Source organism: Pseudomonas sp. CFBP 8758, from assembly GCF_014841725.1.
Classification (GTDB): Bacteria; Pseudomonadota; Gammaproteobacteria; order Pseudomonadales; family Pseudomonadaceae; genus Aquipseudomonas; species Aquipseudomonas baltica.
The window spans coordinates 14,369-33,868 of sequence record NZ_JACYUK010000005.1 but is presented as its reverse complement, the minus strand read 5'-3'; the positions used below and the strand labels follow the sequence as shown (position 1 = coordinate 33,868).

The 19,500-nt window shown below is 64.0% G+C and carries 7 protein-coding genes; 3 read left to right on the top strand and 4 right to left on the bottom strand.

Features of this window, described 5'->3' with window-relative positions:
- Positions 1–108 precede the first annotated feature (108 nt).
- Positions 109–4,833, top strand: a complete 4,725-nt coding sequence (locus IFT75_RS11985) for a membrane-targeted effector domain-containing toxin (protein WP_192054971.1) — start codon at positions 109–111, stop codon at positions 4,831–4,833.
- A gap of 83 nt (positions 4,834–4,916) precedes the next feature.
- On the opposite strand, the gene putA is transcribed toward IFT75_RS11985, so the two are convergent.
- Positions 4,917–8,870, bottom strand: coding sequence for a trifunctional transcriptional regulator/proline dehydrogenase/L-glutamate gamma-semialdehyde dehydrogenase (gene putA / locus IFT75_RS11980; RefSeq protein ID WP_192054969.1), 3,954 nt, complete (start codon positions 8,868–8,870; stop codon positions 4,917–4,919).
- A 393-nt stretch (positions 8,871–9,263) separates the two neighbouring features.
- On the opposite strand from putA, the gene putP reads away from it, so the two are divergent.
- A complete protein-coding gene (putP, locus tag IFT75_RS11975) occupies positions 9,264–10,751 on the top strand; it encodes a sodium/proline symporter PutP (protein ID WP_122479766.1) in 1,488 nt (495 codons plus the stop codon).
- Positions 10,752–10,826: 75 nt separating this feature from the next.
- Positions 10,827–11,666, top strand: coding sequence for a 23S rRNA (adenine(2030)-N(6))-methyltransferase RlmJ (locus IFT75_RS11970; RefSeq protein WP_122479765.1), 840 nt, complete (start codon positions 10,827–10,829; stop codon positions 11,664–11,666).
- A gap of 101 nt (positions 11,667–11,767) precedes the next feature.
- Here IFT75_RS11970 and IFT75_RS11965 read toward each other — a convergent pair whose 3' ends face one another.
- From IFT75_RS11965 to aceE, 3 genes are all read right to left on the bottom strand, one after another.
- A complete protein-coding gene (locus tag IFT75_RS11965) occupies positions 11,768–14,458 on the bottom strand; it encodes a sensor domain-containing phosphodiesterase (RefSeq protein WP_192054967.1) in 2,691 nt (896 codons plus the stop codon).
- Between the two features lie 297 nt (positions 14,459–14,755).
- Positions 14,756–16,705, bottom strand: coding sequence for a dihydrolipoyllysine-residue acetyltransferase (gene aceF / locus IFT75_RS11960; protein WP_192054965.1), 1,950 nt, complete (start codon positions 16,703–16,705; stop codon positions 14,756–14,758).
- 11 nt (positions 16,706–16,716) lie between these two features.
- A complete protein-coding gene (aceE, locus tag IFT75_RS11955) occupies positions 16,717–19,362 on the bottom strand; it encodes a pyruvate dehydrogenase (acetyl-transferring), homodimeric type (protein WP_122479762.1) in 2,646 nt (881 codons plus the stop codon).
- Positions 19,363–19,500: the final 138 nt, after the last annotated feature.

The window sequence follows — 19,500 nt, the reverse complement described above, 5'->3', positions numbered from 1 at the left end:
CGGGCTTCGTATCCACCAACCGAGCGTCGTCTGGTGGTAGCGCTTATGTAGCGCGCTGTTGTGAGCCGTGCTGTCCAGAGTGGTCGCCCAATGTGCAAGAGCGAACCCATGAACACCTCACTCGATGAACAACTGAACAGCCTGCTCAATACCCATGTCGGGCAAGACCACCTGCGTACCCCTTTGCTCAATCGCCTGCAGAGCCTGGTCGATGCCGTTGCCCAGACAACGCTCGCGCAGCAGAGCCTGGCGGCAGGGGCACCGCTGCTCCAGTCTCTCGATCACCAAGCCCGGGCGCAGCTGCAAACGGACACCGACCTTTATTGGAGTGACCTGGCCCCTGGCACCGTGTTATCGCGGTTACAGCACGCAGAGGCGCTGCGCGCCGAAGACCTGATGCATCGCGCTCAACTGCTGGCAGCGTTGGGCGAAGTGACCGAGGCCGGGCGCAGGCTGTTGCTGGACGCTCTGCAGCCAGGCGAGGACGCCGTACTGCTGGTGTGCAGCACGGTAACGCTGCTGGCCAGCGACGGCACACACGCCATGCTGCCCGGCGCCGAGTTGATCGAGCGCCGGGGTGGAGGACGCTGTTTGCTGGTGTGCCCTGGGCTGGAACAGCAGTTGTTCGAGTTCGGCTGCGCCACCGAGGCTGGACGTGGTCTGATCGAGTATCTGTTTTCCGCCCAGGGCCACGTGCTGCGGCAGCGCCTGGCCTTGCAGTTCTCGGCAAACGGCCTATCGGGCCTTTCCACAAGCCTGGGCGCCAGGGTGCGTTTCGTTCCACACACAGCCCGCGTACTCGAACATGGTTTGCGGACCAGTATCGCCAGCCAAGTGGTGGCCCAGGCCGAAGCTGGATCACCGCCTGAACACAGTGACTCAGGGCAGCGATCGGCACACTTCTGGCTTCCTCTGCCCAAGGCCATCAGTGCCGTGGTGGCTGCTGCCATCAGGGCGGATGGCGAGCGCCAGCGGGCGCTGCTGACCTTTGGCGGCATCACGCCGGATATCGCCACGGCGTTGCTCAAGCAGAAGCTGGATGCCTGCGAAGGAGGTGTCCAAGGGTATGCAGGTGATGCCCTGGACAGCCCTGAACACAGGCATTACCGTCAGCTCCACGGTGCCTGGCAAGCGGCGCAAGGCAAGACTCGACAGCTGCTCGAGGCACTGACCACAGAGGCGTCCTGGCCTACCCGTGCATTCTGGGCCCACGACAGGGGGCAGGGCCTGTCGCGCCAGCATTCGCTGGCGCTGGAACTGAGCAACGCCCTGCGCCATGACGCCGGGCTGCAAGTCTGCGAGGGCACGCTTGCGCAGGCCGACCTTGAGCGGATACTGGAGGTCGTGAATCAGCCGGACGCTCACCTGCGGGGCGCGGAGGGTACGGTGGTCGCCGAATTGGCGGTGGGCGAGGCGACCTATGCCTGCACGCTGCCTGGAGCCTACATCATCGCTGCGGCCAGCGTGTGGGTGAACACCGAACAGGTCGTGCCTGCGCTGCTGTTCCAGACAGGAGAGAGCGGTGGCGTGCGTCGCTTCGCTTCGCTCGAGCAACTGTTGCAGTGCGTCACGGCCAGTCTGCGTGACCCCACCTTCACCGCGCTCTGGGCGCGCTTCCCTGCTGATACGCAGAAACGCCTGGCACCGCTGCTGGCGCTGGAAAAACTGCCACTGGTGACCACGCCGGTCGAAGGAGACTGGATCGACAGCCACCTTCGCGCGACCATCGATCGGTACGATCAGGCAGCAGCGCGGATGCCCGATGACCAAGGCCGGCAGCGTCTGCGAGAGGAGCTGGCGAGCGCATTGCGGCAACCGGCGCACGGCATACGAGAAACAGCCATCGGCCATATCGCTGAGCAGCGCCGTCTGCAGGCCGTGTTGCAGGCGTTGCCTCGCTGGCTGGCGACAGCGGGGCAGACCCAGCGAAACCACTATGCCGGCCTGCTCGATGACTACAACCGGCTGGCGGCGGGCCAGGAGGCGTATCTGCAAGGTCGGCCGACCACGATCCGGGCCTTCGCGGCCGATCTGCTCGAAACACGGCTCAGGGCCGACCTGAAGCAGAGCATCGACCCCGAGCGACTGCTGCTGAGGCTGCCCGACAGTGTCGAGGTCAAGGCGGTGCCCAATGTGCCCTCGCAGATTCAGGTGCCCAGCGCTGCGCATTCCACGATCAGCATCGTCGAATTGGCCTTGCTCAATATCGACCGGCAGATGACCTTGCGCCTGGGGTATGCGCAATGGGTGCATCGAGACACCGGTGCCGAGGTGAGCATGGCCGGCCTGGACATCCCCTACTTGCGCAGGTTGGTGCTTGAACTCGATGTGGCCCGGCGTTATCGGGAAAGCGTCCAGGCGCTGTTCACCATCGCTGCGGGTGCGTCGGCCAGGCCCGCGCTGCACGGGCAGATCATGGCGCTGCCCTACAGCGCGGCATTCAGGCTGCAGGCGTTTGGCGCCTGGTGTCAGGGTTGGCTGACCGAGCAGGTCTGGCAGATGCTGGAAAGGGCGGCGCAGTGCAGGTCCGCCGCCGCGCAAGCGGCGCTGGGGGTGTCACTCGGCGCGGTCACCCTGAGCCTTGGCCCCGGCCAGGCTGACTTGCCCAGCGGCCTGCTGCTGATCCAGGCACCCGCCCAAGACCTTCACTGCCTGTACCTGCCCGATGTGCCGCACGGCGCTCACTTCATCCAGGCAACCAGTGTTCAAGGCCTGCGCGACAGCCTGTTTTTGCGCCTGCGCAGCGCATCGGTGCGCCGGTGGTTGGCGGGGCAAGCGGGCGTCGGCCAACCCACGGCCGCGCGCGAAAGCTACATCGAGCAGGCTTATCAACGCAGCTATGGCCGCTTCATCAAGTTTTCCCCGTTGGCCGATCCTGTCTGGCCGCTGGCGACCAAACTGCTGCGCGATCACCGATCGAAGCTGCTCCATGATGCCAGCCTCATCTCTCGCAGCCGCGAGGATGTGCGTGCGGCTTTCGCGCGGCAACTGCGCGAGGGTGGTCAACAGTTATTGATGTCCGGGCTTGCCTACCTGCCGGGTATCGGTACGCTGATGCAGCTCAGCGACGGCTGGCATGACGCCAGGCAGGCGGTGCAGGCCTTTGCGGGCAGTGACCCCGCGCTGGGCTTGCGCCGCCTGGCATCGGCCGAACTCAACTTCGGTTTCGCCCTGCTGTCATTTCTGCCGGGGATGGCGGCTGCCAAAGTCGCGCGCGGCAGTTTGAAGCCGCGCCAGGGCCTGCGCCCGGCTGCGCTGCAGGTAAGCTCGCAGCGAACGCGGCTCGACGGTTTCGCAGGCCACGAGACGTCGGTCAGCCTGGTCGGCGCCAGGCTCCAGCGCGGACCCGACGCCGGTACCTGGAAACAGGGCGGCAAGCTCTATCTCTGGCAGGATGGCCAGGCCTACGAAGTGTTTCGTCGCCGCGGCGAACTCACTTTGCGCCTGCGTCGAACCGCAGCCAACAACCACGAACATCCGGTTCGACCAGGCCCCGATGGACGCTTCGTCACTCATCTGGATACCGGTTTACGCGCCGGCGGCCGCTCGCGTGCAGGAAGCAGCACCGGGGCCACTGCCGGCCCCAGCGCCATGGGCGACTACCTAATCGTACCGGATGATCGTCCGGTCATGAGCCAGGTACTGGCCCGAGGGGGGCGCTACAACCTCGATGAAATGGCTGCGTCGCTGCAGGCCATGCCGGGGGATGCAGCCCGCAGTCGGTTCTTCGCCCAGCGCCGGCAGTTGTTGCAGGACGCCGATGCCTACCTCGAGCACACACCGCGCGAACCGCGCGTGCCGCTGCCGGTGCTGGCCAGCGACGTTCAACCTGCTGCCTTGATTGCCGCCGTGTATGAAAACGCCAATGGCCTGGTGGTGGGGGAAGCCCATTCCTCGGCAGCCTCCAAGCGGTTTCTGATCGACAACTTCGCGACGCTTGCAGCCACTGGCGTGAAGACCTTGTACTTCGAGCATCTGCCAATGGATTTCCTGGCCGACGACCTCAAAGCCTTCAATGGCAGCGGCGTCATGACGCCGGCGTTGAAAGCCCGGTTGCAGTCGCTTGACACCGGCCACAGAGTGGACGCGGGGCAGCCTTTCACCTTCGAGCAGGTGGTGGTCAAGGCCCACGACGCCGGTCTGCAGGTGGTCAGCCTCGATTGCGCTGCCAGCTGGTATGCCAAGGGCGTGATGGATGCGCGCAGCACGGCGCGTCAGCGCATGTTCAGCTACCTGGCAACCCGGGTCATTGCCGACCATCAGCACGCCACGGGCGAGCACAAGTGGGTGGCGCTGGTGGGCAACAGCCACGCCAACACCTTCAAGGGCACGCCAGGCCTGGCCGAACTCAACAAGGCCATCGGGGTACGGGTCAGTACGCCGGATGCCGGCGGCAGACCTGGCCTGCGTTCGGATCCGGGCTTCGAGACCCATTTCAATCAGGGCATGGTCAAAGCCGACTTTCTGCTGGAGCTGGAAGTACCCACCCAGCATCTGCGTCCGTCGGCTGGCACTGGCGAGCTCACTGCGTCGCAGCTAGCTTTGGCCACCGAGATGGAAGCCTTGCTGACCCACACGCCCGTCGGTCTGCAACCGGCGCCGCCGAGGTTGATTCATCCCGGCTCCTTCTACCTGCAGAAGGTAGAAGGCAAGCGCCAGGTGGTGCACCTGAGTCGCGACGGCAACATCTACCACACGCCCGTCGAGAAGACGCTGGGCCGCTACTGGTTGTCGCGGCCCAGTTGGGACAAGGTCCATGGACGCAGGTTCTGGACACTGCAGGGCCTGCTGGCGGCCATGGCCGAGCAGAATCTGAGCCTCGTGCAGCCCTGAATACCGACCGATGCGCCTGATGCAGAGGCAAAAAAAACGCCACCGCGGCGCAGGCCGGGGTGGCGTTTTCCTTCGTGACGGCGTTAGCCGATGCTCATCAAGCTCGCGTTACCACCCGCGGCGGCGGTGTTCACGCTCAACGCGCGCTCGATCACCAGGCGCTCGAGGCAGATCCCGGTTTCACCCTGCGACAGGCCATGCACACCAACGATGGCGCCGCTGCGCTTGGCGATCTGCTCGCACACCGCGCGCAGCTGGTCGGAGTCGCCGTGATGCAGTACGGCATCGAAGTGCACCTCGTCCTTGTTCCACTCCGGCACCAACTGGATGCGCGCCTGCACTTCCTTGGGCAAACGCCCGCGCGCGGCCTTGCCCAGCTCGTTGTCGGGCACTACCGCTCTGGAGCCCACGGCCATCACCGCTGCCAGCTGCGCCAGCAGGTCGGCTTCGGTGTCGGCCAGGCACAGCACGTGCTCGCGCGGCAGAATGGTGTAGCTGTTGCGCTCGCCGGTGGGGCCATCGAGCAGCCGGCTCACGCCGCTCTGCGACTGGGCGGCGAAGTCGCTGCACAGTTGCGCCAGCTCGGCCTGCTGGTTGCTCGAAGCCCAGGCTTGCAGGGCCTGCAACGGTTTGCCCAGGGCGTCACGCAGACGCACGTCCGGCGCCGTACCGGCATCGGTGCGGGCGAAGGACTGGGCGATGGCGTCGTTTGGCCGGGTCGACAGCAGGCGGTACAGGTACAGCGGACCACCGGCTTTCGGGCCGGTGCCCGACAGGCCTTCGCCGCCGAACGGCTGCACGCCCACCACAGCGCCAACGATGTTGCGGTTGACGTAGACGTTACCGGCATGAACGTTGTCGATCACCTTGGCGATGGTTTCGTCGATGCGTGTGTGCACGCCCAGGGTCAGGCCATAGCCGGAAGCATTGATCTGGCCGATCAACTGGTCCAGGTCGCGACGCTTGTAGCGCACTACGTGCAGCACCGGCCCGAAGATTTCGCGCTGCAACTCGTCGAAGCTTTCCAGCTCGATCAGGGTCGGCATGACGAAAGTGCCGCGCTTGATTTCGGCACTGTCGGCTATGGCCATCTGGTACACGTCGCGGCCTTTGTCGCGCATGCCCTGGATGTGTTTCTCGATACCGGCCTTGGCCTCGGCGTCGATCACCGGGCCAATGTCCACGTTCAGGCGCTCGGGGTTGCCCAGGCGCGCTTCGGCCATGGCGCCCTTGAGCATTTCGATCACACGGTCGGCCGAGTCTTCCTGCAGGCACAGCACGCGCAGGGCCGAGCAGCGCTGGCCGGCGGAGTCGAAGGCCGAAGACACGACATCGATCACTACCTGTTCGGTCAGCGCCGAGGAATCGACGATCATTGCGTTCTGGCCACCGGTTTCGGCGATCAGCGGAATCGGACGACCTTGCGAGTCCAGGCGCCCGGCGATGTTGCGTTGCAGCAACCGCGCCACTTCGGTGGAACCGGTGAACATCACGCCCTTGACGCGCTCGTCGCCCACCAGCCGTGCGCCCACGGTTTCACCGCGGCCCGGCAGCAGTTGCAGCACGCCTTCGGGGATACCGGCTTCGAGCAGCAGGCGCACGGCCTGAGCGGCCACCAGCGGGGTCTGCTCCGCCGGCTTGGCCAGCACCGGGTTACCAGCGGCAAGGGCCGCAGCGACCTGGCCACTGAAGATCGCCAGCGGGAAGTTCCACGGGCTGATACACACCACCGGACCCAGCGGCCGATGGGCATCGTTGCTGAAGTCGTTGCGCGCCTGCACCGCGTAGTAGCGCAGGAAATCCACGGCCTCGCGAACTTCGGCGATGGCGTTGGCGAAGGTCTTGCCGGCTTCGCGGGCGAGCAGCCCCATCAGCGGCTGGATCTCGGCTTCCATCAGGTCTGCGGCACGCTCCAGCACGGCGGCGCGTTCGGCCGGCGGCGTGGCCTGCCAGATCGGGCCGTTGATCAGTGCGCACTGGATCGCGTTGTCGACGTCGGTGACCGTGGCTTCCTGAACATGGCCGACCACGTCGCGCAGGTCGGACGGGTTCAGCACCGGCTGGGCCGGTTCGTTGCTGGCCTCGCAGCCCAGCATCGGCAGGGCTTTCCAGTCGGTGTGGGCAGTGGCCAGCAGGGCCGACGACAGCGACGCGAGGCGATGCTCGTTGGCCATGTCGATACCGGCCGAGTTGGCCCGGTCGCTGCCGTACAGGTCACGCGGCAGCGGAATGCGCGGATGAGGCAGGCCGAACTGGCCCTCCTGGGTCGCCATCCGCTCGATGGTGGCCACCGGGTCGGCGACCAGTTCCTGGATGGAAATGGACTGGTCGGCGATCCGGTTGACGAACGAAGTGTTGGCGCCGTTTTCCAGCAGGCGGCGGACCAGGTAGGCGAGCAGTGTTTCGTGGGTGCCGACCGGTGCATACACGCGGCACGGACGGTTCAGCTTGCCATCGGCGACCTTGCCTACGACCTGTTCGTACAGCGGTTCGCCCATGCCGTGCAGGCACTGGAATTCGTACTGGCCGGGGTAATAGTTCTGCCCGGCAATGTGGTAGATGGCCGCCAGCGTATGGGCATTGTGGGTCGCGAACTGCGGGTAGATGACTTCCGGCACCGACAGCAGTTTGCGCGCGCACGCCACGTAGGACACGTCGGTGTACACCTTGCGCGTGTACACCGGATAGCCTTCCAGCCCCTCGACCTGGGCACGCTTGATTTCGCTGTCCCAGTAGGCGCCCTTCACCAGGCGGATCATCAGGCGATGACGGCTGCGCCGAGCCAGGTCGATGACGTAGTCGATCACGTACGGGCAGCGCTTCTGGTAGGCCTGGATGACGAAACCGATACCGTTCCAGCCGGTCAGTTGCGGCTCGAAGCACAGGCGCTCGAGCAGGTCCAGCGACAGCTCCAGGCGGTCGGCTTCCTCGGCGTCGATGTTCAGGCCGATGTCGTAGTGCTTGGCCAGCAGAGTCAGCGACAGCAGGCGCGGGTACAGCTCTTCCATGACGCGCTCGTACTGCGCGCGGCTGTAACGCGGGTGCAGCGCCGACAGCTTGATGGAGATGCCCGGACCTTCATAGATGCCGCGACCATGGGAGGCCTTGCCGATCGAATGGATCGCCTGCTCGTAGGAGGCCAGGTATTTCTGCGCGTCGTGCTCGGTCAGCGCCGCCTCGCCGAGCATGTCGTAGGAGTAGCGGAAACCCTTGTTCTCGAACTTGCTGGCATTGGCCAGCGCCTCGCCAATGGTTTCGCCAGTGACGAACTGTTCGCCCATCAAGCGCATGGCCATATCGACGCCCTTGCGGATCATCGGCTCGCCGCTCTTGCCGATGATGCGGCTGAGCGACGACGACAGGCCCGATTCGTTGTGCGTCGACACCAGCTTGCCGGTCAGCAGCAAGCCCCAGGTTGCCGCGTTGACGAACAGCGAGGGGCTGTTGCCCAGATGCGGGTGCCAGTTGCCGGTGCTGATCTTGTCGCGGATCAGGGCGTCACGCGTGCCCTTGTCGGGGATGCGCAGCAGCGCCTCGGCCAGGCACATCAAGGCCACGCCTTCCTGGGAGCTGAGCGAGAACTCCTGCAGCAGACCCTGAACGATGCCGGCACGGCCACCGGCGCTTTTCTGGTTGCGCAGCTTCTCGGCGATACGCGCGGCCAGCTTGTTGGTGGCTTCGGCCATGTCGGCCGGCAGGCGCGCCTGCTCCAGCAGCATCGGCACCACTTCAGGCTCGGGGCGGCGATAGGCGCCGGTGATCGCGGCGCGCAGTACCGACTGCGGCAGAATGCTTTCGGCGAATTCGAGGAAACACTGATGGGCATGGTCGGGCTGGATGTCGCCCGCATCGTCATTGCCACTCACCCCGGCGCCGGTCAGTTCGGTCAGCGTCGCGCCGCCTTCCAGCTTCTCCAGGTAGTTGAAGATCGCCTGCTTGATCAACCAGTGTGGAGTGCGGTCGATGGACTGCGCGCAAGCCTTGAGGCGTTCGCGGGTCGGGTCGTCCAATTTGACGCCCAGGGTGGTGGTTGCCATTTCTTGTCCTCATCAGGGCCACGGTGCGTGGCAATAAAGCCGGCGGCAAGATTAGCCGTGCGCTTTGCGGGGTGCAACCAGGTGCAACCTGTATATCGACGAAAGTTGCACCGCTCGACGGAAAATCTTTTTGCATGGGTTGAATCTGCACAACGCAGGTGCGGCTGTGTAGCGAATGACAGGCGAATGCTCCGAAAGGAAGCAGATACACCGTGTTTATCCAGATGTTTCCGGAGGTGCAACTTGCTTGCCAAAAGGGGTTGCGCCCGTCTCCAATGCCGGCCTAAAGTTCGGCGCCGTTGGGTCAACCCGGACATCCTGCAATCTGCCGACCTGTACATGAAGCGCCGAAGCGCGCTCGCAGGCTCATAAAAACAACACAAGGAGACACCCATGAGTGTCAGCAACCCCACTCTGATCACCTTCGTGATCTACATCGCTGCCATGGTCCTGATCGGCCTGTTCGCCTACCGTTCCACCAACAATCTTTCCGACTACATTCTCGGCGGTCGCAGCCTTGGCAGCGTGGTCACGGCCCTGTCCGCCGGCGCCTCGGACATGAGCGGCTGGTTGCTCATGGGCCTGCCGGGCGCGATCTACATGTCCGGTCTGTCGGAGGGTTGGATCGCCGTCGGACTGATCATCGGCGCCTACCTGAACTGGCTGTTCGTCGCAGGCCGGCTGCGCGTGCAGACCGAGCACAACGGTGACGCCCTGACCCTGCCGGACTATTTCGCCGGGCGCTTCGAAGACACCAGCGGCCTGTTGCGGATCATCTCGGCGGTAGTGATCCTGGTGTTCTTCACCATTTACTGCGCCTCAGGCATCGTCGCCGGCGCGCGATTGTTCGAAAGCACCTTCGGCATGTCCTACGAGTCCGCCTTGTGGGCCGGCGCTGCAGCGACCATCGCCTACACCTTTGTTGGCGGGTTCCTGGCGGTAAGCTGGACGGACACGGTGCAAGCCACCCTGATGATCTTCGCGTTGATCCTCACGCCGATCGTCGTGGTGCTGGCCACTGGCGGCGTCGACACGGCCTTTCTGGCCATCGAAGCGCAGAACCCGGCCAATTTCGACATGCTGCGCGGTACCACCTTCATCGGCATCATCTCGCTGCTGGGCTGGGGGCTGGGCTATTTCGGCCAGCCGCATATTCTTGCCCGCTTCATGGCCGCCGATTCGGTGCGCTCCATTGCCAAGGCGCGGCGCATTTCCATGACCTGGATGATCCTTTGCCTGGGTGGCACCGTGGCCGTGGGTTTCTTCGGTATCGCCTACTTCTCGGCGCACCCCGAGCTGGCCGGTCCGGTCACCGAGAACCACGAGCGGGTGTTCATCGAGCTGGCCAAGATCCTCTTCAATCCGTGGATTGCCGGGGTGCTGCTGTCGGCCATTCTGGCTGCGGTGATGAGCACCCTCAGCTGCCAGTTGCTGGTGTGCTCCAGCGCCCTGACCGAAGACTTCTACAAGGCGTTCCTGCGCAAGGGCGCCTCGCAGCGCGAACTGGTCTGGGTGGGCCGCATGATGGTGCTGCTGGTGGCGTTGGTTGCCATCTGGCTGGCGTCCAATCCCGACAACCGCGTACTGGGCCTGGTCAGCTACGCCTGGGCAGGTTTCGGCGCGGCGTTCGGACCGGTGGTGCTGATCTCGGTGGTCTGGAAAGGCATGACCCGCAACGGTGCGCTGGCGGGCATTCTGGTGGGTGCAGCGACGGTGATCGTGTGGAAACACTTCGAGTTGCTGGGGCTGTACGAGATCATCCCAGGCTTCGTGTTCGCCAGCCTGGCTATCCTGATCGTCAGCAAGCTGGGCCGCGGGCCGTCACCGGCCATGGTCAGCCGCTTCGAGCGCGCCGAGGCGGCGTTCCACCAAGGCAAGTGATGCAGTGGGGGCTGCCAGCTCCCCTGAAAAACCCCATCTGAAATGCTAGACTCCTGCGCATCTGCAGGAGTCCCCATGAACTATCGTCATGCCTTCCACGCCGGCAATCACGCCGACGTGTTCAAACATATCGTCCTCACCCGGCTGGTTGCGCTGATGTCGCGCAAGGAACAACCCTTCGCCTACCTCGACACCCATGCCGGGCTGGGGCTCTACGACCTGCGCGGCGACCAGGCCACGCGCACCGGTGAATGGCTCGAAGGCATCGCCCGCCTGTGGCAGGCCACCGACCGCCCGGCGCTGACCGACGACTACGTCAAGGTCATCAACCGTCTCAATACCGAAGGCGAGCTGCGTTACTACCCCGGCTCGCCCGAGCTGGCACGCCGGTTGATGCGCCAGCAGGACCGCGTGCTGCTCAACGAGAAACACCCCGAAGACGGCCAGTTGCTCAAAGAAAACATGAAGAAGGACCCGCGTGTGGCCGTGCACCTGGGCGAGGGCTGGCACGTGCCGCGGGCCCTGCTGCCGGTGGCCGAGAAACGCGCGGTGATGCTGATCGATCCGCCGTTCGAGCAACTCGACGAGCTCAAGCGCTGCGCCACTGCCCTGAAGGAAACCATTGGCCGCATGCGCCAGACCGTGGCGGCCATCTGGTACCCGATCAAGGACGACGAGCGTGCGCTCAAGCGTTTCTACCAGGACCTCACCAGCACCGGCGCGCCGAAGCTGCTGCGCGTGGAGTTGCTGGTGCACCCGCTGGACACACCGCAGAGCCTGAACGGTTCGGGACTGGTCATTGCCAACCCGCCGTGGGGCCTGGAAGAAGAATTGCGCGAGCTGATGCCCTGGTTGGCGAATCTGCTCGGCCAGAGCCAGGGCGGCTGGAAGATGGACTGGCTGATCGCCGAGTGACCCTCAAGGCGTGAGGCGCGCCCCTGTGCCGCCCGGCCCGCGATCCCCTGGCGGGTCGTTGGCCACGTACTGCCGGTGCTACGCCTCGGCACAGCGCAACGTCAGGCCTTCGGCCCGCGTGGATAGCGTTTGAGCCGTTCGATCAGTTCGGCGCCGGGAATCGGCTGGTCGAACAGATAACCCTGGCCGACGTCGCAGCGTTGACGCCGCAGGAAGGCCAGTTGTGCAGCGGTTTCGATACCCTCGGCCACGACCTTGAGCTTGAGGTTGTGCGCCATGGCGATCACTGCCGAGGTAATTTCCATGTCGTCCTGGTTGTCCGGGATCTCGTGGATGAAGCTGCGATCGATCTTGATCACGTCGATGGGGAATTTCTTCAGGTAACTGAGCGAAGAATACCCCGTGCCGAAGTCATCCATGGCCAGGGTCATGCCCAACTGCTTGAGCTGTTCGAGTTGCTGATGGGTGTCCACGGTGGCTTCCAGCAACAGGCCCTCGGTCAGCTCCAGCTCCAGCAACGAGGCGTCCAGGGCCTCTTCCTGCAGAATGCTGGCGATGGACGCAACCAGGTCGGGGTCGGAAAACTGCTTGGGCGACAGGTTGATCGCCACCTGCAGGCGGCCCAGCCCGGCCGCTGTGAGGGCTTTGCTCATGCGGCAGGCCTGACGCGCGATCCACTTGCCGATGGGGATGATCAACCCCGTCTCTTCGGCCACGCTGATGAACTGATCGGGGCGAATCATGCCTTTTTCCGGATGGTTCCAGCGCAGCAGCGCTTCCATGCCCAGCAGGCGGCCGGTGCGCAGGCACAGCTTGGGCTGGTAGAACACATCCAGTTCGTTCTGGGTCAGTGCGCGCCGCAGGTTGTTTTCCACGAACAGCTTGTAGCTGGCCTCGGCGTTCAACGCCTCGGTGAACACCTGCACCTGATGCTTGCCATTGGCCTTGGCCTTGTGCAGCGCAAGGCCTGCGTTCTTCATCAAGGTCTGCGGGTCGCGCCCGTGCAGCGGCGCACACGCCAGGCCCACGGAGCCGGTGACGTTGATCAGCTGGTTATCCACGAACATCGGCTTGTCCAGCGTCAGCAGCACCTCCTGGGCAATGCGCTGGCCGGCTTCCAGATCAGTGTCGTGCAGCAGCACGGCGAATTCGTTGCTGGCAAAACGTGCCAGGCTGCCGGCCGGACTCAGGCTGTTGCGCAGCCGGCGCGACAGGCTCACCAGCAGCTTGTCGCCGGTCTGGTGGCCAAGGCTGTCGTTGATCCGTTTGAAGTTGTCGATGTCCACCAGCATCATGCTGATCGGCCGGTCGCTGTCGTGGGCGAAGCTTTCATCCAGGCAGCGGATGAACGCCGGGCGGTTGCCCAGGTTGGTCAGATTGTCGGTGTAGGCCAGGCGCTCGATGCGCTGCTGGGCCAACTTGCTTTGGGTGATGTCTTCGTAGATGCCGATGTAATGGGTCAGCTCACGGTCGTCGCCGTACACCTTGGAGATCGACAGCTGGCCCCAGTAGGGTTCCAGGTTCTTGCGGCGGCTCTTGAATTCGCCTTGCCAGCTGTTGCCGTTGGCCAGGCTCGAAGGCGCGTCGAACAACAGCTCGCTGAGGTTTTCCAGGGCTGGCAGATCCGCTAGGCGCTTGCCGTGGACTTCCTCGGTGCTGTACTGGGTAATCGCGGTGAAGCTGGGGTTGACGTACTCGACCACGCCATCGCAGTTGACCAGCAGAAAGGCATTGGCGCTTTGTTCGACCGCGCGCTGGAACAGATTCAAGGCGCTGGTGGCCGCACGACGGTCGTGGTTGTTGATCACCTGGGCGAACTGGTCGGCGAGCTCGCCGGCGAAGGCGATCTCGTCCGCACGCCAGACCCGCCCACCGCCACTCTGCTCCAGGCACAGCACGCCGACCACCTGGCCGTCGATACGGATGCTGGCATCGAGCACCGAGCTGACATCGCGCATTGCCAGTTGCCGGGCAAGCTGGCGCGTGCGCGGATCGCTGGCCACGTCGCTGGCGTCGATGGCGCGGCTGGCGTGCAGGGCCGCCAGGTAATCGGGGAATTCCCCCAGGTCTACAGGCTGCAGACAGCCATGCACCTGCCGATCACCGTAATAGGCGGTAATGGGCAGCAGCTGCTGGCCTTGCAGTGTCCACAGGCTGGCACAGTCCACGGCATAGATATCGCAGGCATTGCGCGTGATCAGTTCGGCCGCCTCGAGCAACGGCTTGTGAGGCCCGTAGCGTTGTTGTGCCAGGCTCAGGATCAATGCCTGCTGGGCGCTGGCGCGCTCCATGTGCTGCAGTTGTTCCTGTTGCGCGCGCTGGTTCAGTTCCAGCGCCATCTGCAGCGGGCTGCTCACGCTGGCGGGTTTCAGCGTGTCGTCGACTACGTCGCCGACGGCCGCGTCGACCACCATCAGGTAGCCCCGCAACAGCTGCCGATTGCGTTGGCGAAAGGCTTCGCCCAGCTCCATCAGGTGCAGGCTGCCGTGGTTGCTGTGCAGGGTATACCGCACGGTGTAATGGGCGCTGTCGACCAACTGCGCCTGGATGGCATCGTGCAGACGGTGCCGCGCCTCCGGCTCCATCAGGCTGGCGTAGGGCGAGCCGGTCAGCGAGCACAGCTGCGCAGCGGGAAGACCGAAGGTTCGTTCGCAGGCCGGATCCAGATAAAGCAGTGCCCAGCTGGCCTCGTTCAGCCGTTCGAAACGCAGCATTCCCAGGCGCGAGGGCACCGGCAGCTGCGTCACTACCTCGGCCACCATGCGGTTGGCGGCATCGGGCTGGCTTTTCATTGAAAACTCGCTTCAAGGGTACTGGTCGCGCAGGGACAACCATCCTTACAGGCTAGGGTCCCTACAGGCGGGCGCGTCAGGCAAGGTTGCATCATGGCGCTCGGGCTTACAAGCGGTACAGTGGCTCGGTGCTTCCATGTTGTCGGCAGGCGCACAAAATTCTGCAATTGGATCCGAAAATACGGGTTACATGAGGGCATTTACGCTCTGCGCTGCACACCGTTCCCGTACTTCGCGGTCGAATCCAGGGCAAAAAAAACCCACCGGTAATGGTGGGTTTTTTTCATCCGGCCAGCGTTACAGCAGCATGGTGCGGATATCGGTCAGCAACTCGCCCAGACGTTTGGTGAAGCGCGCAGCGGCTGCGCCGTTGATCACACGGTGATCGTAGGACAGCGACAGCGGCAGCATCAGCTTGGGTTGGAACGCCTTGCCATCCCAGACCGGCTGGATGGTAGCCTTGGAGACACCCAGGATCGCCACTTCCGGCGCGTTGACGATCGGCGTGAAGCCGGTGCCGCCAATGTGCCCGAGGCTGGAGATGGTGAAGCAGGCACCCTGCATGTCGTCTGCCGAGAGCTTCTTGGTCCGGGCTTTTTCGGCCAGGGCGGCGGCTTCGGCAGCCAGTTGCAGCAGGCTCTTCTGATCGACGTTCTTGATCACCGGCACCAACAGGCCGTCCGGCGTATCGACCGCGAAACCGACGTTGACGTATTTCTTGCGGATGATCGCCTTGCCACTGGGCGCCAGTGAAGCGTTGAAGTCCGGCAGCTCCTTGAGCAGGTGCGCACAGGCCTTGAGCAGCAGCGGCAGTACGGTCAGCTTGACGCCGGCCTTTTCCGCCACGGCTTTCTGCGCCACACGGAACGCTTCCAGCTCGGTGATATCGGCCTGATCGAACTGGGTCACGTGGGGCACGTTCAGCCAGCTGCGATGCAGGTTGGTAGCACCGGCCTGCATCAGGCGGGTCATCGGCACTTCTTCGGTTTCGCCGAAGCGGCTGAAGTCGACCACCGGGATCGGCGGAATGCCAGCACCACCGGTGGCGCCGGCAGCAGCGGCCGGTGCCTCCTTGGCCTTGTGCATCATCGCCTTGACGTAGACCTGCACGTCTTCCTTGAGGATACGACCGTGCGGGCCGGTCGGGCTCACCGCGTTCAGCTCGACACCGAACTCGCGCGCCAGTTGGCGAACGGCCGGGCCGGCATGCACCTTGGCACCGGCCGCTGCGGCAGGTGCTGCGGGTGCGGCAGCAGGCTTCTCGGCAGCCGCCGGGGCAGCTGCAGGCTTGGACTCAGCCGCAGCGGCAGCCGGTGCAGCTGCCTGGGCAGGCGCTGCGGGGGCAGCACCGGCCACTTTCAGCTTGAGAATCAGGTCGCCGGTACCCACTTCGTCTTCCAGCTTGACACTGACGCTTTCAACCACGCCGGCAGCCGGAGAAGGAATCTCCATGCTGGCCTTGTCCGATTCCAGGGTGATCAGCGACTGGTCGGCTTCGACCGTGTCGCCGGCCTTGACCAGTACTTCGATGATCTTGGCCTTGCCGGCCGAACCGATGTCGGGCACGTGGATGTCCTGCACGCTCTCGCCAGCAGGCGCTGCGGCCGGCTTTTCAGCCGCTGCAGGCGCCGCTGCGGCAGGTGCCGGAGCGGCGGCCGCTGGGGCAGCAGCAGGGGCTGCGCCTTCGACCGCAAGCTTGAGGATCAGGTCACCGGTACCGACTTCGTCGTTCAGCTTGACGCTGATGCTTTCCACCACGCCAGCAGCCGGCGATGGAATTTCCATGCTGGCCTTGTCCGACTCCAGGGTGATCAGCGACTGATCGGCGGTGACGGTGTCACCCACCTTCACCGAAATCTCGATGATCTGCGCCTTGCCCGACGAGCCGATGTCCGGCACGTGGATGTCCTGGCTCGAAGCCGCGGCAGCGGGAGCAGCGGCAGGCGCGGCCTCGGCTTTCTCTTCCAGCTTTGGTGCAGCCGCAGGCTCGGAAGCCTGGGGTGCTTCTTCAGCACCCTCGACTTCCAGCTCCAGCAGTTCGTCGCCTTCTTTCAGGCGGTCGCCCAGCTTGACCTTGATGCTTTTCACGACGCCCGCCTTGGGCGCCGGTACTTCCATGCTGGCCTTGTCCGATTCGAGGGTCAGCAGGCTCTGCTCCGCCTCGATGCGGTCGCCGACCTTGACCAGCAATTCAATGACTTCACCTTCACCGCTGCCGATGTCAGGTACGCGAATGAGTTCGCTCACAAAAAATCTCCTCAGCAGTCCAGTGGGTTGCGTTTGTCAGGGTCGATACCGAACTTGACGATGGCCTCGGCCACCACCTTCGCTTCGATATCGCCGCGATCTGCCAAGGCTTCCAGAGCAGCCAGCACGACGAAGTTGCGATCCACTTCGAAGAAGTGACGCAGCTTCTTGCGGCTGTCGCTGCGACCGAAGCCATCGGTACCCAGGACTTTGAATTCCTTGGAAGGAACCCACTGACGAATCTGCTCGGCGAACAGCTTCATGTAGTCGGTAGAGGCAATGACCGGACCCTTGCGGCCGCTCAGGCACTCTTCGACGTAGGTGGTCTGCGGCTTCTGCCCGGGGTGCAGGCGGTTCGAACGCTCGACGGCCAGGCCGTCGCGGCGCAGTTCGTTGAAGCTGGTGACGCTCCACACGTCGGCGCCGACGTTGAACTCTTCGCGCAGGATCTTCGCCGCTTCGCGGACTTCACGCAGGATGGTGCCCGAGCCCAGCAACTGGACGTGGTGCGCCGCTTCCTTGGTGTCTTCCTCGAGCAGGTACATGCCCTTGATGATGCCTTCCTCGGCGCCGGCCGGAATGGCAGGCTGGGTGTAGGCTTCGTTCATCACGGTGATGTAGTAGAAGATGTCCTGTTGCTCTTCGGTCATCTTCTTCATGCCGTCCTGGATGATCACCGCCAGCTCGTAGCCGTAGGTGGGGTCATAGGTGCGGCAGTTGGGGATGGTCGCGGCAAGCAGATGGCTATGGCCGTCTTCGTGCTGCAGGCCTTCGCCGTTCAAGGTGGTACGGCCGGCGGTGCCGCCGATCAGGAAACCACGGGTGCGGCTGTCGCCAGCGGCCCAGGCCAGGTCGCCGATACGCTGGAAACCGAACATCGAATAGAAGATGTAGAACGGCAGCATCGGCTGGTTGTGGTTGCTGTACGACGTACCGGCGGCGATGAACGACGACATGGCGCCGGCTTCGTTGATGCCTTCCTCGAGGATCTGGCCCTTCTTGTCCTCGCGGTAGAACATCACCTGGTCCTTGTCGACCGGATCGTAGAGCTGACCGACGGAGGAGTAGATGCCCAGCTGGCGGAACATGCCTTCCATACCGAAGGTACGGGCCTCGTCCGGGATGATCGGAACGATGCGCTGGCCGATTTCCTTGTCCTTGACCAGCTGCGACAGAATCCGCACGAATGCCATGGTGGTGGAAATTTCACGGTCGCCCGAACCGTCCAGGATCGCCTTGAGGGTTTCCAGGGGTGGCGTCGGAATGCTGAAGCTCTTGGCCCGGCGCTGCGGCACGAAACCGCCCAGGGCGGCGCGGCGCTCGCTCAGGTAGCGGGCTTCGGCACTGCCTTCTTCGGGCTTGTAGAACGGCATGCTTTCCAGCTCGTCGTCCTTGATGGGGACGTCGAAGCGGTCGCGGAATTTGCGCAGGCTGTCGACGTCGACCTTCTTGGTGTTGTGCGCGGTGTTCTTGGCTTCGCCTGCACCGGTGCCGTAACCCTTGATGGTCTTGGCCAGGATGACGGTTGGCTGATCCTTGTGGTTCACCGCCTGATGGTAGGCTGCATAGACCTTGTACGGGTCGTGGCCACCACGGTTGAGCTTCCAGATCTCGTCGTCGGACAGGTCGGCGACCATGGCCTTGAGTTCCGGCGAGTTGAAGAAGTGCTCACGGACGAACGCACCGTCCTTGGCCTTGTAGTTCTGGTACTCGCCGTCGATGACTTCGTCCATGCGACGCTGGAGGATGCCGTCGACGTCCTTGGCCAGCAGTGGGTCCCAGAAACGGCCCCACACGACCTTGTTGACGTTCCAGCCACCGCCACGGAACACGCCTTCCAGTTCCTGGATGATCTTGGCGTTGCCGCGAACCGGGCCGTCGAGGCGCTGCAGGTTGCAGTTGATGACGAAGATCAGGTTGTCCAGCTTCTCGCGGCCTGCCAAGGAGATCGCGCCCAGGGATTCCGGCTCGTCGCACTCGCCGTCGCCCATGAAGCACCAGATCTTCTGCTTGCCGGCAGGAATGTAGCCGCGGGCTTCCATGTACTTCATGAAGCGCGCCTGGTAGATCGCCTGGATCGGGCCCAGACCCATGGAAACGGTCGGGAACTGCCAGAAATCAGGCATCAGCCAAGGGTGCGGATACGAAGACAGGCCCTTGCCGTCCACTTCCTGGCGGAAGTTGTTCATCTGGTCTTCGCTGATGCGGCCTTCCATGAAGGCGCGTGCGTAGACGCCAGGCGAAGCGTGGCCCTGGAAGTAGATGAGGTCGCCACCGTGTTCGTCGGTCGGGGCCTGGAAGAAGTAGTTGAAGCCGATGTCGTACAGGGTCGCGCTGGAGGCGAAGCTGGAAATGTGGCCGCCCAGATCCGGGTCGCGCAGGTTGGTGCGCACCACCATCGCCAATGCGTTCCAACGCACCAACGAGCGAATGCGGCGTTCCATGAACAGGTCGCCAGGCATGCGTGCTTCGTGGGTGACGGGGATGGTGTTGCGGTACGGCGTGGTGATGGCGTAGGGGAGTTGTGAACCACTGCGGGTGGCCAACTCGCCCATGCGGGTCATCAGGTAGTGAGCGCGGTCTTCGCCTTCTTTGTCGAGGACCGACTCCAGGGCATCCAGCCATTCCTGGGTTTCGACGGGATCGAGGTCTTGCATGGCTTGCTCCAGGGCGGAAAGGCTTCCAGAATCGAAGCCTGAGTTTGCGACTGGCCTTGTGGGCAGACGATATTGAATTCTTGGATTACCGGCAGCTTTTCCGGCGAGCTGTAGTTTTACTACAAATCCCTGCCCTTT

What these genes read in the sequence shown, in the direction of transcription:
- IFT75_RS11965 (WP_192054967.1), bottom strand. Translation starts at nt 14,458, where the DNA reads ATGAAAAGCCAGCCCGATGCCGCCAACCGCATGGTGGCCGAGGTAGTG.
- IFT75_RS11970 (WP_122479765.1), top strand. Translation starts at nt 10,827, where the DNA reads ATGAACTATCGTCATGCCTTCCACGCCGGCAATCACGCCGACGTGTTC.
- aceE (WP_122479762.1), bottom strand. Translation starts at nt 19,362, where the DNA reads ATGCAAGACCTCGATCCCGTCGAAACCCAGGAATGGCTGGATGCCCTG.
- putA (WP_192054969.1), bottom strand. Translation starts at nt 8,870, where the DNA reads ATGGCAACCACCACCCTGGGCGTCAAATTGGACGACCCGACCCGCGAA.
- IFT75_RS11985 (WP_192054971.1), top strand. Translation starts at nt 109, where the DNA reads ATGAACACCTCACTCGATGAACAACTGAACAGCCTGCTCAATACCCAT.
- putP (WP_122479766.1), top strand. Translation starts at nt 9,264, where the DNA reads ATGAGTGTCAGCAACCCCACTCTGATCACCTTCGTGATCTACATCGCT.